This is a genomic window from Mycoplasma sp. 1012 (assembly GCF_054343455.1).
This window is the reverse complement of the sequence record NZ_JBTGVG010000001.1, coordinates 1-15,168: the sequence shown is the minus strand read 5'-3', so window position 1 is coordinate 15,168 and position 15,168 is coordinate 1. Positions and strand designations below refer to the sequence as shown.

The window sequence follows — 15,168 nt, the reverse complement described above, 5'->3', positions numbered from 1 at the left end:
ATTTTTAAAAAAGTTTCCTTTTTTCTTATTTGTTTTTCTATATAATTAAATTATGGAAATGAAAATAAAATATAATTATAAATTACATAATATTACTGAATATTCTTTTTTGGAATCAACAATTACAATAGATAAACTTATTTATTTTGCTAAAGAAAATAATTTTTCTTATGCATCTATTTGTGATAGAAATAATATGTTTGGAGTAGCAAAATTAATTGATGAGTGTCAAAAAAATAATTTAAAACCCATAATTGGAATAGATTTAGATGTAGAAAAATATAGATTTTTAATTTTTGCTAAAAATTATAAAGGTTACTTAAAATTAAGTAAATTAAGTTCTGAATTTTTTGCAAAAAAAGAGATTTTTATTTCTGATTTAGATGATGAAAATTTGATAGTTATTGACCATTTTGATTATGGTTTTTATGCAACAAATAAAGAAGTTCCAAATATCGTTAACTTCTACAAAAATAGTAAGGAAATAAATGATGAAAAAACTGTTTTTATAAAGGAAAATCGCCTATTTTTAGAAAAAGATAGAGATGTTTTATCTACACTTTTTTCAATTAATAATAAAGAAATAAAAAATGATTTCTTTGCTTTGTGTGAGCAGGATGAAATAAATGAAAAAAACAATAAAAATATAGAAAAAATTATAGATGATATTAATATAATTTTTCCAACACAACTAAATCCTTTACCTAAATTTAAAAATGATAAAAATTTAGATTCTAAAGAATATTTAATGGATATTATTAAAGAAAAAGCTAATGCTAAAAGTGATGAATTAAAAAAATTTGCTGATAGTTTACCAAGAATAAAAAAAGAGTTAGAAATTATTAATGAACTCGGTTTTTCAGATTATTTTTTAATCATTTGAGATTTAATTAAGTGAGCAAAAGAAGAGAATATTTTTATTGGACCAGGAAGAGGTTCAGTATCAGGATCCCTTATTTCATATATTTTAGACATAACAGAAATAAATCCGCTGAAATATGACTTATATTTTGAAAGATTTTTAAATCCAAAAAGAGTAACAATGCCAGATATAGATATAGATATTCAAGATACAAGAAGAGAAGAATTAATTCATTATTTAATTAATAAATATGGCAAAAAAAATGTAGCACTAATTACAACTTTCCAAACTCTTGGAGCTAAAATGGCATTTAGAGATGTTGCGAGAGTTAAAAAAATTTCTGTTTCAGAAGTTAATGAAATTTCCAAATTAATTCCAAATGATTTTTCATTAAAACAAGCATATGAAAAAATACCTAAATTCAAAGCAAAAATTAACTCAAATCCTTTATATTTAGAAGTTTTTGAAATAGCTAAAGAAATAGAAGGACTTCCACGACAACATGGAACACATGCTGCTGGAGTTGTTATTAGTGACAAAGAAATTGAAACAGTAGTTCCAACTTTATATACAGATAATAATTTTTTAGAAACTCAATTTCCTATGGAGTATCTTGAAAAATTTGGATTATTAAAAATTGATTTATTAGGTTTAAAAAACTTAAGCGTTATTCAAGATGTGATTGAACTTGTAAAGGCAAAAACAGGATTGCAAATCAAAATTGAAAATATTCCAACATATGACTTAAATACTAATTTATTACTTTCAAAAGCACAAACAAACGGTGTTTTTCAACTTGAATCGCCAGGAATGAAAGAAACTTTGAAAAAAATTTCCGTTACTTCCATTGATGATGTTGCTGCTATAATCTCTCTTTTTAGACCAGGACCAATAAAAAATATTGATACTTATGCTAAAAGAAAAAAAGGTTTAGAAGAAATTCCAATTATCTCTAATGATTTTGACCAAATTTTAAAAAGCACATATGGAATTATCATATACCAAGAGCAAATTATGCAAATAGCTCAAACTGTTGCTAAAATGGATTTTGCTGATGCAGACATTTTAAGACGAGCAATTTCTAAAAAAGATATTCATTATATGGAAGAATTAAAAGAAAAATTTTATTCTGGAGCACTTTCAAATAATTATTCTTTAGAAATTATTGAAAAAGTTTTTTCTCAAATAGAAAAATTCGCAGAATACGGATTTAACAAAGCTCACGCAGTAGCTTATGCTGTTTTAGCATATAAAATGGCTTATTTAAAAAGTAAATATACTCAATATTTTTATGCTGCTTTAATTAATAATGCAAGCGGTTCCCATGAAACAATTAAAAAATATGTTTTAGAAGCTCAAAATTTAAAATTTGAAATTGAATCTCCCCAAATAAACAGTTCTTTAAATAGTTGTGTTATATTGGAAAATAAATTAATTTTGCCTTTTATTATGATTAAAGGTCTAGGCATTATCGCAACACAAAAAATTATCGAAATAAGATCAAAAGGTCAATTTACTTCATTTTTTGATTTTTGTTTAAAAATGAAAATAAACAAAATTACCGATTCAATTATTAAAACTTTAATTTTTTCAAATACTTTGAGAGAATTTGGAAATATCTTTGAACTTGAAGAAAAATATAACCAAATTTCTTTATATATAGATATAATCGTAGAAAAAAAAGGTGATGATTTTTCTTTAAACCAAGAAATTTATGAAAAAACCAAAAATGAATTTTTACAAAATGATATAAAAATAGAATTGGATAATGCTAAAATAGAATTAATTCAAAATAGAGAGTTGTCTTATCTTGGAATGACTTTTACAAAAGAAAAAGCTAGTAAGTTTGAAGGAAAAATCAAACTTGCAGATATTCACAAAGGAACTAAACACATTTTAGCTTTAAAAGTAGTTTCTAAATCTACTTTCTATGATAAAAACAAGAATGAAATGGGAAAAATTACTCTTAAAGATAGTTCAAAAATAATTGAAATATTAATTTTTTGAAAAGAATGAGAAAAAATTAAAGAACTAAAAATCAATCATTATTATGAATTTGAAATATTAAAAAAAGAAAATGATGATTTTAAAATTTCATCTATTATAAAGGAGTTATATGAATAAAAAAATATTATTAGTGGATGCTAATTTACTACTTTTTAAGTCATTTTACGGAACAATTTACAACAATTTAAATAATAAAGATGGTGTTCCTACATCGGCAATCAACGCTTTCTTTTACACATTATTAAATGTTATTGACTACATCGATCCAGATTGTTTATATCTAGCTTTTGATTCTGCTCAAAAAACAAAAAGACACCACATGCTTGCTGATTATAAAGATGGAAGAAAACAGGCACCTGAAGAACTTTGAATTCAATTTGATTGAATTAAAAAAATATTAACTGAAATGAATATAGTTTTTGAAAACATTCCAACTTTTGAAGCAGATGATTTAATCGCTACATTAGCAAAAAGATTTTCAGAAAATGAAAATGAAATTATAGTATTTTCAGAAGATAAAGATTTATTACAATTGGTAGATGATCATGTATCAGTATTGAACAAAAGAAGAGAAGAATATACACTAAAAACAAGAAAAAACTTTTATATTTATGAAGAAATGGATCCAAGACAAGTTATTGATTTTAAAGCACTTGCTGGTGATCAATCTGACAATATTAAAGGTGTTGAAGGTATAGGAGAAAAAACTGCTAAAAAACTATTAAATAAATTTAGTAATATTGACAATATTTATAGAAGAATTGAAGAGGTTTCAGATTCTTTAAAAGAAAAATTGCTTGTAGCTAAAGAAAATGTTTATTTATATAGAGAAATTGTAAAATTAAACGACCAAGCAACAACTAAACACACAATAGAAAGTACAACTTTTAAATTTAAAAGAACAAAAGAATTAGTAAACATTTTAGAATATTTAGAATTAAAAAATTTAGAAAAGAAAATAGACAATTTTTAAAATGATAGCGGTAATTGGAAAATATGGTTCTGGAAAAACAACCTTTTTAAAAAAAATAGAAAAATATGGTTATAAAGTTTTATACACTGATGATTTTTATAAAGAATGTTATGCAAAAAACGGAATTTGTGTTTCTATAATTAAAGAAAAATTAGGAAAAGATTTTATTAAAAATGATGAAGTAAATAAAGAGAAAATTAGAAATTTTATTCTTGCCAATAAAAACAATATAAATAAATTAGAACAACTAGTTTATCCAGTGCTTGAAGAACATTTAAGTAAGTATAAATATGATTTTGTTGAAATACCAAATTTATTTACTAAAAATGCAAATTTTCTTCGTTTTTTTTCACAAATTTTAAATATTGAAACAACCGAAGAAAAAAGACAAAAAAATATTGAAAAAAAAGGTGTGAATAAAAAAAATTCTGAATTAAATAATTTCCTAAATAATGGAAAAATAGGTAAAAAAGTTGTTAACATTTTGTGAGAAGATATAGAAAAAGAAAACTTTTTTGAAGATTTTTTTACAACTTTAAAAATACTATAATAAAATAATTTCACTTAAATAAAAAAACAAAATTTTAGGGAGTAAAATGAAAAGCAAATATAAATTAGAATTAGAAAAAAGAATAACAGATTATGATATGGAAATCATAGAGAATTTTTACTTACCTATTATTGGGGCAAAAGCTGTATTTTTGTTTAGTTTTTTACATAATAAAGTTAAAGCAAACTTATCTTTAAGTTCTCTATTTTTTGAAATTGAAGAATTTATTATTGAATTAAATATGAAAGAAGATAAGTTCAAAAAAAGTAAACAATTTTTAGAAGCTGTTGGTTTAATTAGAACCTACTATTCAGAAAATTTAGATGAATACATTTTTTTATTAAAAAAACCTTTAGAAGTTGAGACTATTTTAAAGAATAAATTATTTTTAAATGAAATAGAGAAAAAAATAGGACAAAAAAAATTAGAAAAATTAATAAATAAATTTGAAGTTAAATTAACTAATACTGATGATTATGAAGACATTAGTACAAGTTTTTTAGAAGTTTTCAAAATAGACGAACAAAAAATATCAAATACTGTAGAAATTGAATTAACTAAGGTTAATGACAATTCAACTGCTAAAGAAACTTTTAATACTGAAAGATATTTAAATTTTTTAACTAAAAAATCTGTAAAACCTTCTTTGGTGAAAGAAATTGATAAATTTTTAGTTCATATGAGTCAAGAATCTATTAACGAAGTATTAAGTTTTTGTTATGAAGTTAATAGCAAAATAAATAGAAAGTATTTTATTACTATAATATCTGATTTACTAAAAAAAGAAATAACAGAAGCAAAGGATATTAAAAATGAATTAGAAGATGCTCTTTCTTTTAAAAAGAGTTCCCAAACTAATATTTTAGATTTAGATGAAGAAGAAATCAATGGTTCTAGTAATTCATTCAAAAACAAAGAAAAAGAAGTTTCAGACAATGAATTAGAAAAAATATTAGATTTTTTATAGAAAAGAGAATGATATAAAATGAAATTAAATTTAGACATCTTTTCTAGTGAACAAGAAAAAGAAATAATTGATAAAAAGAAACAACTAATAATTCAAGAAATAAAAAGAAATAGTAAAACATCTGAAATAATTGAACAATATTCAATTTTAGATCAAGAAATTGAAAAAAATTTAGATTTATTTATTCAAGTTTTAGAAAAAAATGAAAATTTTGAAGTTTCAATTGTAAGAACTGAAACAGGAACTTTGAAAAAAGTATTTATTTTATCTGAAAAAAGAAAAAAAGAAAAATATAAACAAAATTTTTGATTAACAGAAATTTTTAGTTTTGATGTTGATTTAGACTTAAAAACTCTTTTAAAACAAAATCAACAAAAAGATGCAAAAATTAATTCAAGATTTTTAAAAGTGATAGAAAAATATAAAAATTTAGAGCACGGATTTTATTTTTATGGGGATATGGGAGTAGGAAAAACAAAATTTTTACAAGCTACATCAGTGCATTTTGCTAAAAAAAACAATTCTATAATTTTTTTAAATATCCCTATTTTCCAAACTTATTTAAATAACAAAATAACTTCTAAAACATTAAATTTAAATGAAATTTTAGAAAAATTAAAAAAGGTAGATAAATTATTTTTAGATGATTTTGGTTTAGAAAAAAAATCAATGTGGTTTAGAGATTCAGTTTTATATGAAATTTTAAATTATCGTTTAGAAAATTTAAAAATAACCTTTTTTAGTTCTAATTATTCTTTATTGGAACTTAAAAAAATTTATTTAGACTCTTTTGTAGATAACAACAAAAAAGAAGACGAAGAATTTAAAGTTACAAGATTCATAGAAAGAATAAAAGGGCTTACTGAAGAGTATAAAATTTTTGGAAAAAATTTAAGAAATAAATAAAAAAATATTCTTATTTTCATTTATAATTTAATTAAAATTATGAATGAAAATAAAGAAAATAGAAGACAAAAATGAAAAAAATATAGAGATTCTATTAATGGATACTCTTTTTTTTATTTTGCTCTTTTAGAAAAAGATGTAAAACTTAAGAAAAATTATTATAAAATTAAAAAAATAGTAGAAAATTTTAATAAAAAAAGCACATTAAAAATAGATGATTTTTTAATTTTAGAAAATTTAGATAGAGAAAAAGAAGCAAATAATAATTTAGAAGATGACAAAAAAATAAGTTTAAATTTTAATTTTTTAAATAATAAGGTAAATGAATTAAATGCTTTTTTAAATGAAAAAAAAGAAAGAATTACATTTTTAGAAAACATAAATATAGATTCACATATTTTCGATGAAGAGATTCAACACGTTGAGTCAATTAATATTGAAAATGAAAGGATAGAAATGAAAAAAATAAATATAGCTATCGATGGACCTTCGGGGGTTGGTAAATCCAGTGTTTCCGAACTACTTGCTAAAAAATATAACTTAAAATTTATTAATTCTGGATCATTTTATAGAGCAATTTCTTTGTATTTTTTACATAAATTGGGAGAAAATAATTTTTCTCAAATATCAGATGAAAAATTTGTATTAGAAAATTGAAATATAGAAAAATTACATTTAGATCAGAAAGGTAATTTATATTTAGAAAATAAACTAATTAATTCTAATGATTTAAGACAAGATATTATTTCATGAGGAGCAAGTAATATTGCTAGATATAAAGAAATAAGAAAGCAAATTGTAAAATTTTTACAAGATTATTCAAGTAAAGAAAAAGGTGTAATAATGGATGGTAGAGATACAACATTTGTTATTTTACCTAATGCTGAGTTAAAAATATTTTTATGAGCTTCTGCAGAAGTTCGAGCATTAAGAAGAATGAAACAAAATAAAGAAATGGGATTTGAAATAGATTTTGAAAAACTTAAAAAAGAGATTGAAGATCGTGATTTTCAAGATATGAATAGAGAAAATGACCCTTTACACAAAACTGAAGATGCTGTTTTAATCGATTCTTCTGAACTAACTCTTGAAGAAGTTGTTGAAGAAATTTCAAAATTAGTTGAGCAAAGGATGAAAAATGAGTAAGAACATAGTTGCAATTGTAGGAAAACCTAATGTTGGTAAATCAACTTTTTTTAACAAATTAATAGGAAAACGTGTATCAATAGTTCATGATCAACCCGGTGTAACTAGAGATAGACTTTATGAAGAAGCTGAATGAACAGGAAAGAAATTTAAAATAATTGATACAGGTGGAATAGAAGTTGAAGAAAGAATTTTTCAAGAGCAAATCAGAATTCAAGCACAAATAGCTATAGAAGAAGCTGATTTAATTATTTTGATGCTCGATGGAAGAAATGAAGTAGATAAAGATGATTTTTTTGTAGTAAATTTGCTTAGAAAAAGTGGAAAAAAAATTCTTGTTGCATGTAATAAATTAGAAGGAAACAAAGAATTTGATTATTCAATTTACAAACTCGGTTTTGAAAAATATTTTCCACTTTCAGCTATGCATAGTGAAGGTATAGGAGATTTATTAGATGAAGTAATTGCTCATTTAAATTTCGAAAATACAGAAAAATCGGATAAATTTAAACTTTCAATAATAGGTAAACCAAATGCTGGTAAATCATCATTGCTAAATTCCCTTCTTAATGAAAACAGATCTATTGTTTCTCCAATTGCTGGTACTACAAGGGATTCTATATCTTCTTTTTTGACTATTGATAATCAAGAATTTGAAATTATTGATACAGCTGGAATAACAAGAAAATCTAAATTAGTTGAATCGGTTGATCATTATGCCTTGATGAGAGCTATGAATTCCTTATCAGAAAGTAATTTATCTTTAATTATAATTGATGCAACGCAAGAATTAAGTCACTTTGATTCAAGACTTGCTGGTTATGCATTTGAAGAAAATAAACCAATAATTATTGTTGTAAATAAATGAGATTTGGTTGTAAAAGAAACAAATACTATGGTAAATTTTGAGAAAAAACTTAGAAAAAATTATAAATTTTTAGATTGAGCTTCTGTTGTATTTATTTCTGCTTTATACAAAAATAGATTAGAAAAATTAAAAGAAGAAATTCTTCATGTAAAAGAAAATTTACAAAGAAAAATTCCAGCAAACCTTTTAAATGAAGTGTTAATGGAAATTCAAATAAGTCAACCTGCTCCATCGTTAAAAGGAAAAAGACTGGAAATTTCCTTTATAAAACAAGTAGAAGGACCTATTCCAACTTTTTTACTTTTTGTTAATAATAAAGATTATGCTCATTTTACTTATTTAAGATATATCGAGAATCAACTTAGACAATATTTTAATTTTAAAGGAACACCAATTAAATTAATTTTAAAAAACAAAGGTGAGAATAAATAATGAAAAGAAAAGAAATTTTAGTAGAACTTTCACAAAGAACTAAATTAAATATAAGATATTGTGATTTGTTTTTAGACTCCTTTATTAATTTAGTTATGGAAAAATTAAATGAAGAAGAAGAAATTTTGATTCCAAAATTTGGAACTTTTTGTATAACAACTCAAAAGGCGAGAGAAACAATTTATTGAAAAACCAAAGAAAAATATATGGTTGAACCGAAAAAAATTCCAAAATTTAAACCAGCAAAACATTTTAAAGAATCTATATTAAATAATATTAAATAGATTCAATAAATGGTGCAAAATCAATAATTCCTGGATACATTAATTCTATTTCAATCCCTTCTTTTGATAAAAAATCAATATTTATTGATTGTTCACTATTTAAATCAATTTTATTTGCTGAAATAAGGAAAAATCTTTCTAAGTGTTTAAATAATATTATAAAGAAACTAATACCACCATGTGCATTAATGTTTTTTAAATATTTTAATTGATGATCTTTTATGTTTTGTTTAGGTAAGTAATTTTCATTTGTGCTTTTAGCTTCAAAACAAATAAAAAAACCTTTATAAATACCATAATAATCAACAGTACTTTTTTTAGAAATAATTGCATTTTCCAGCTCATTATTATTTGATACTTTTTTAAAAGAAATATCCAAGTTCTTTTTGTGAAAAATAGCAATATTATTTTCTAAATAAAATTTAATAGTATTATTAATTATTTTTTCTAAGATCATTCCTCTGTTTTTAGTGTTTTGCATACTTATTATTTCCTTTTTTTACTACTTTTGTAAGAAAAAATACAAAAATGAGAAAAATACAATATTTTTCCTATTTTTCGAAAAAAAAGTATAATTATAAATATGATTGGGGTAGATATAATTTCAATTTCCAGATTTAAAGGAAAAAAAGAAAATTTTATAAAAAGAATTTTGTCAGAAAATGAGTGAAATTCTTTTGTAAAAACAGAAAATAAAGAAAAGTTTTTAGCTACAAGGTGAGCAATTAAAGAAGCAATTTTTAAAGCAGATAATAAATATTTTAATTTTAAGCAAATTGATATTTATAAAGAAAACAAAAAGTATAAATTTCAAAATTTTGAAATATCAACCTCAAATGATGAAGATACAGTTATTGCAGTAGCAATTAAAAAAGAATAAAGGAATATTATTATGAATATAAAATTTAAAAAAATTCTGTTTTCTCCTATTTGATTATATAGATTTAATAAAATTAGGAAAATGGCAAAAAAATATAAAAAAGGAAAAATTGAATTAAAACCACAATTTAGAAACGATTTAATTTTAAAATACGCAGAAAAAATTTTAAAATTATACAATGTTGAAATTGAGGTAAAGGGCAAAGAAAATTTAACTAATAAAAATTTTATTGCTGTTGCTAACCACTTGTCTAATGGGGATTCTTTTATTTTATTCAGTGCTTTGCAATCAGATATTGAATTGAAAACTGATCCAAGAAGAATATTAACTTTTCTTGCTAAAAAAGAACTTACTAAAAATTGAGTTTCTAGAAGTATATTAAATTTAATTGATACATTTTTTATTGACCGTTCTAAAATCAAAGAATCATTTAAAACCTTAGATGATTTTGGTAATTTTGTTAAAACCAATAAAACTATAGGAATAATTTTTCCAGAAGGAACCAGAAGTAAGGATGGTAAAATGCAAGATTTTAAAGCAGGTGCTTTTAAAATAGCTAAAAAAATGTTTTTACCAATTTTACCTATTACTATTAATTATAGTGGACTAATGTTTGATTCAAAAAGAAAAGGAAAATTAAAAGTAGAAGTTATATTCCACAATTTAATAAAACCACTAAGTTTTAGTTCTCAATCAAATGAAGCAATAGCTGCAAGAGTAAAAAATATAATAGAAAGTAAATATATTGTTAGTGATCCAGAAAAAAGAAGTAAAAAGGATAAATAATGGAAAAATTAGAGAATGAATTAAAAGACAAAACTAAAGAAAATATAGAGAAAATAGAAGAAAATCCTGAAAAAGAAATTGAAGCAGAAAAAAGTAATGATGCTGATATAAATATTGAAAATTTTAGTGGACCATTAGATTTATTATTATCTTTAGTAAAAGAGAAAAATTTAGATATTTTTGAAATAAACTTAGCAGAACTTGCTACTGACTATCTAAGAGTTATTGATAGAATTAAGGATACTCACTTCGAAATAGCAACTGATTATCTTGTTATGGCAGCAACTTTGATTCAAATAAAAGCGAAAATGCTTTTAGCAGAAAAAGATGAAGTTATAAAACAAGAAATAGAAGAAGATAAAGAAAAATTATTAAGATTACTTGCTGAATACCAACAATTTAAACCAATTTTCCAACTTTTAAGAGAGCAAGAAGAAAAAAGATCTCATATTTTTATTAAAAAAGCAAATGATTTAGAAGAATTTGTTAGACCTATTGATAGAACACAAGTGGATGGAAATTCTTCAAAAACTAAATTAACGCAAATTTTAACTTTAATGTTTGAAAGATTACATGCTGAAAAATTAAGACAAATTAAAATTGATAGTGTTAGTGTTACTCCTGGCGATCAAATGAAAATGATAAGAGAGTTATTTGCAAAACACGGAAAAGTTACTTTTGAAATGATCTTTTCAGTACCTTCCATAAAACACTTTGTAATTACTTTAATAGCATTATTAGATATGAGTAGAAAAGAAGAAATTATCTTAACACAAGAAGAACAATTTGCTACAATAATAATAGAAAAAGGACCAAACTATGAAAAATAAAATAATTGAAGCTTTAATTTATATGCAAGGAGAAGAAGGGATTTCTTCTGAACAATTACAACAAGTTTTAAAGTTAAACACAGTTAATGAAGCAAGAAGTTTGCTCAAAAGATTTGCAGATAACTTTAACAGACTTGAACGTGGAATCTTTGTAGTTGAATTTAATGATGTTTTTAAATTTGCTACAAGAGAAGAATTTAAAGAATATATTTCTGATTTAGTAACAATTACAAGAAGACACAAATTATCAAATGCAGCTATTGAAACTGCAGCAATTGTTGCTTACAAACAACCAGTAACTAGATCAATGATTAGCGACATTCGTGGAGTTGCTTCAGATGCAATTGTTGCTTCCTTATTAATGAAAGGAATAATAGAAGAAGTGGGTGTTTCACCAACTGTTGGGCAACCAACTTTATATGGAATTACAAATAGATTTTACGATTATTTTAAATTAAAATCTCTTCAAGATTTACCAAAATTTCACGAATTTGATCAATTTGTAGAATCATCTGGAGAATTCGATGAAATAGAAGAAGTTGAAGAAGAAGCTTTTGATTTATTCGGTTCACAAAGAGAAAAATAATTTTAGGATACAATGACGATAGATAATAATAACGAGCATTTAATTAATCATATAAACGAAGAAAATACAGAAAAAATGGATTCATTAGCAACTGATGGAGAATTTTTTGTTTCCGAAAATGAATTAAAAACTGCAAATATAATTTCATCTGAAATCGTAGCTAAATTAGGTAATTCTGAAGAAGAAATTAATGAAAATAGTGTCTTTCTAAAAGCTACTTTATTTAAAAATATGCTTCAAAAATTACCAAATAAGAATCATAAAATTTTTATATATTTTGATCACGATGATATCAATTATGCTTTTGCAGAAATTTTTATTAAAATCTTATCAAGCGATCAAAACAATAAAATAACAGTTTTAAATGCAGAAAATAATTTAACTAAAGATTTTGCATTAAACGAAATCTTTAAGCAAAGTTATGATTACTCCATTTTATTTTTAAAAGAAAATGATTTTTATAAAATTGTTTTCAAAAAAAGAACTTGAGATAACTTAACAAAAAAAGAAGAACAATTTTTAAATAAACTAGAACTATTTAATACTTTAGCCTTTAATAAAGTTCAAAACAGAGAAGAAGGCATTGTTTTTTTAGATAAAAGAATTATTAAAAGCAACAAAACCGTTTTTTCTGATAATAAGTATTTAATTTCTATTGACAAAAAAGATGATTTATCTGTATTTTTACCATATAAAAATATTTCTATCAAACATTTTAATGGTTTTTTAAACGGTAAAGAAATTCCTTTAAAAAGAGAAATTAAACAAACATTATTAAAAGAAAAAACAGAAAAAAGAGATATTCTGTTTTTTAATAATATTCAAAAGCAAACAAAAAATATCTTTGTTAAAAATTTAAATAATAAATATATAGAATTAACGCAAGATGATATTAACTTACTGACTGTTGAGTATATCAGTGATAAAAATAACGGTTTAAATAATGTTGAATTTCATATTTTAGATGATAAATTATCTATTTTTCAAAGACTTTTAAGAGACAAAGGAATTACTAATATTATACAAAATCCAAAAGAAATTTCTTTAACTGATTTTGTGTTTAAAAACAAAAATAAGATTAAAAACTTAGTTTTTGTTTATGATGGAACTAAAATTTATAAAATAGATTTTAGCAATAAAAATGATTTAGTTGGATTTGAAAATGTAGCAGATATTTTATTTAATATAGAAGTTTTTGATTATTTTAAAAACAATAAAAAAGATATTTGCAATTCACTTATAAATATAAAAAAAGAAATTGATATTAATGTTTCAAGATTTAATCAAACTATAGTCATGAGTTTTAACTCCTTTTTAAAATTTGTTAAAAAAATAAAAAGAGAAAAAATGATTTCTAAATATAAAATTTTAGAATTTGATCTTAAAAAGCAGGAAAATCTTTCTTCAAAAAGAACAATTTCTATAAAATTAACTTTCGAAAATGGATTCATTATTAATTTCTATTTTGATAAAGTGCAAAATTTACTACAATTTTCTACTTTTTCATCCTTTATGCACAAACAAGAAATTAATTCTATAATTAAAAAAGAAGATGAAATCAAAAAAGAAATCATAGATTTTTCTATTTCATTAAAAGAAACAAACATAAATAGTAAGATTAAAAATATTTTTAAGTTTGCTTCGTTTTTAGTAATAATCTTTGTAATCTTTGTAATTTTATTTTCAACCATTTATAGAACTAAAGAAAGCGATGCTGAAGGGGTTTTAGGAATATTTGTTATTTTTTACAACATATTTTTAAATAATTATTTAAATAGATTTTTTAGTATTGCAATTGGTTTATCCTTTTTATTTTATTATCTATTTAGTACGTTTATGATCTATAGAATACTTAAAAAACAAGGAACAAAAGTTAAGTTTAAACATTTATATTTAGCAATTTTTATAGGAACTATTGTTCAAAATATTACTCCATTTGCTTTTGGTGGTGATTTATCTTCATATTGATATTTACAGAAAAAAGGGTATAATAAATCACATTTAGCTTCTGCTTTTGCTTTATCATCGCTATTTCAACAAATATCCATTTTAATAACTTCTTTTATTTTTATCCCATTAGGTTTTTATTTATATAGAGATACTCTTTTAGTTGATATAGATGCTAAAAAAATAATAACTTTTATTTCTTTAATTTTAGGAATATTATTAAATATTGTTTTATTTTTTATTATTTTACTAATTTCAGTTGTTAAACCAGTTCAACACTTTATTATAAGAGTTATCATTTTCTTTCATAAACTTCATCCTTTATATTATTTTAGTAATTTAGATAGAAAAAAAATAGTTTTAGAAAATAAATTCTCCGAATTTAAAAACAATATTAAAAATGTCTTTAAAGATATTAAATTATTTTTAGAGTGTATATTTTTATATAAAATTTTAAATTTCGTATTAAATGGTGCTATTTTTATTGCTTTAATAATTCAACCTAAAATACTTGAAGTATATAATACACCAGGTCAATTTATGTATTGATTCTTAAATTTTTTAGCAGGAAGTGCTCTTGTAAATACAGCCAATAACCTTTCTCCAACACCTGGCGGAATAGGTACATCTGATTGATTATTATTAGTAATTTTTAAAAATATTTTTGTTGACAAAAATGTTATTGATTTAGAAAACAATCTAAAAATATTTAGTTTTTCACTTAAAATTTTCTACTGATTAGTGCCTAATATTTTATCTGGATTAATGTTATTAACACTTTATTTAGGAGAAAAAAGAGTAGATAAATATAAAAATATTGAATCACTTATTAGTATTGATTCCAATTTATCTAAAAACTACAAAAAAACAAAAACAATTTATTTTAAAAATGCTTTAATTATTTGAATAGTTTTTTCAATATCCATTTTATCTATTATATTTTTTCATTAAATAAAGAGAAAATAATCAAAAATAATAAAAAAACCTCATTGTGCGTCAATGGGGTTTTTCATTATCTAAATTTAGATAATTAAGTGTAATGAACTATTTATTTAAATATTCATTAATAAGATGTTAACTTTAATTTTATAAAGTGGGACAATTTATTGGGACACATTTTACCAGTGATATCACTGGTAAAATT

14 protein-coding genes are annotated in these 15,168 nt (G+C 22.5%); 13 read left to right on the top strand and 1 reads right to left on the bottom strand.

The genetic code is table 4. The annotated features are described in order from the left end of the window. The first annotated feature begins 58 nt into the window (after positions 1–58). From dnaE to ACXX89_RS00035, 8 genes are read left to right on the top strand one after another with little or no spacing between them, the layout of a single operon-like run. Positions 59–2,986 (top strand): DNA polymerase III subunit alpha, encoded by a 2,928-nt coding sequence (gene dnaE, locus ACXX89_RS00070; RefSeq protein WP_458557214.1) that lies wholly within the window; start codon positions 59–61, stop codon positions 2,984–2,986. Then, positions 2,979–3,842 carry a 5'-3' exonuclease gene (locus ACXX89_RS00065; RefSeq protein ID WP_458557213.1) on the top strand — a complete coding sequence of 288 codons (864 nt, stop codon included), beginning with the start codon at positions 2,979–2,981 and terminating at the stop codon, positions 3,840–3,842. Before dnaE ends, ACXX89_RS00065 begins: the two co-directional genes overlap by 8 nt. A gap of 1 nt (position 3,843) precedes the next feature. Continuing rightward, complete coding sequence (gene coaE / locus ACXX89_RS00060) at positions 3,844–4,392, top strand: dephospho-CoA kinase (RefSeq protein ID WP_458557212.1); 549 nt, start codon at positions 3,844–3,846, stop codon at positions 4,390–4,392. 46 nt (positions 4,393–4,438) lie between these two features. Continuing rightward, positions 4,439–5,359, top strand: a complete 921-nt coding sequence (locus tag ACXX89_RS00055; protein WP_458557211.1) for a DnaD domain protein — start codon at positions 4,439–4,441, stop codon at positions 5,357–5,359. A gap of 18 nt (positions 5,360–5,377) precedes the next feature. Next, positions 5,378–6,265, top strand: coding sequence for a DnaA ATPase domain-containing protein (locus ACXX89_RS00050; protein WP_458557210.1), 888 nt, complete (start codon positions 5,378–5,380; stop codon positions 6,263–6,265). 39 nt (positions 6,266–6,304) lie between these two features. Beyond that, the gene (gene cmk / locus ACXX89_RS00045) at positions 6,305–7,411 is read left to right on the top strand and encodes a (d)CMP kinase (protein WP_458557209.1); all 1,107 of its coding nucleotides are present in this window, start codon (positions 6,305–6,307) and stop codon (positions 7,409–7,411) included. Beyond that, a complete protein-coding gene (gene der / locus ACXX89_RS00040; protein WP_458557208.1) occupies positions 7,404–8,711 on the top strand; it encodes a ribosome biogenesis GTPase Der in 1,308 nt (435 codons plus the stop codon). The genes cmk and der overlap by 8 nt, the downstream gene beginning before the upstream one ends. Continuing rightward, the gene (locus tag ACXX89_RS00035) at positions 8,711–8,995 is read left to right on the top strand and encodes an HU family DNA-binding protein (RefSeq protein ID WP_458557207.1); all 285 of its coding nucleotides are present in this window, start codon (positions 8,711–8,713) and stop codon (positions 8,993–8,995) included. Before der ends, ACXX89_RS00035 begins: the two co-directional genes overlap by 1 nt. Here ACXX89_RS00035 and recU read toward each other — a convergent pair. Further along, on the bottom strand, positions 8,988–9,476 hold the full coding sequence (recU, locus tag ACXX89_RS00030) for a Holliday junction resolvase RecU (protein WP_458557206.1): 489 nt from the start codon (positions 9,474–9,476) through the stop codon (positions 8,988–8,990). The two genes, ACXX89_RS00035 and recU, sit on opposite strands and share 8 nt — an antisense overlap. Before the next feature lie 102 nt (positions 9,477–9,578). On the opposite strand from recU, the gene ACXX89_RS00025 reads away from it, so the two are divergent. From ACXX89_RS00025 to ACXX89_RS00005, 5 genes are all read left to right on the top strand, one after another. Further along, positions 9,579–9,875, top strand: coding sequence for a 4'-phosphopantetheinyl transferase superfamily protein (locus ACXX89_RS00025; protein WP_458557205.1), 297 nt, complete (start codon positions 9,579–9,581; stop codon positions 9,873–9,875). Positions 9,876–9,956: 81 nt separating this feature from the next. Then, the gene (locus ACXX89_RS00020; RefSeq protein ID WP_436358476.1) at positions 9,957–10,661 is read left to right on the top strand and encodes a lysophospholipid acyltransferase family protein; all 705 of its coding nucleotides are present in this window, start codon (positions 9,957–9,959) and stop codon (positions 10,659–10,661) included. Then, a complete protein-coding gene (locus tag ACXX89_RS00015; RefSeq protein WP_458557204.1) occupies positions 10,661–11,491 on the top strand; it encodes a segregation/condensation protein A in 831 nt (276 codons plus the stop codon). Before ACXX89_RS00020 ends, ACXX89_RS00015 begins: the two co-directional genes overlap by 1 nt. Continuing rightward, positions 11,481–12,077, top strand: coding sequence for an SMC-Scp complex subunit ScpB (scpB, locus tag ACXX89_RS00010; RefSeq protein ID WP_458557203.1), 597 nt, complete (start codon positions 11,481–11,483; stop codon positions 12,075–12,077). Before ACXX89_RS00015 ends, scpB begins: the two co-directional genes overlap by 11 nt. Positions 12,078–12,089: 12 nt before the next feature. Then, positions 12,090–14,975 (top strand): lysylphosphatidylglycerol synthase domain-containing protein, encoded by a 2,886-nt coding sequence (locus ACXX89_RS00005; protein WP_458557202.1) that lies wholly within the window; start codon positions 12,090–12,092, stop codon positions 14,973–14,975. Positions 14,976–15,168 lie beyond the last annotated feature (193 nt).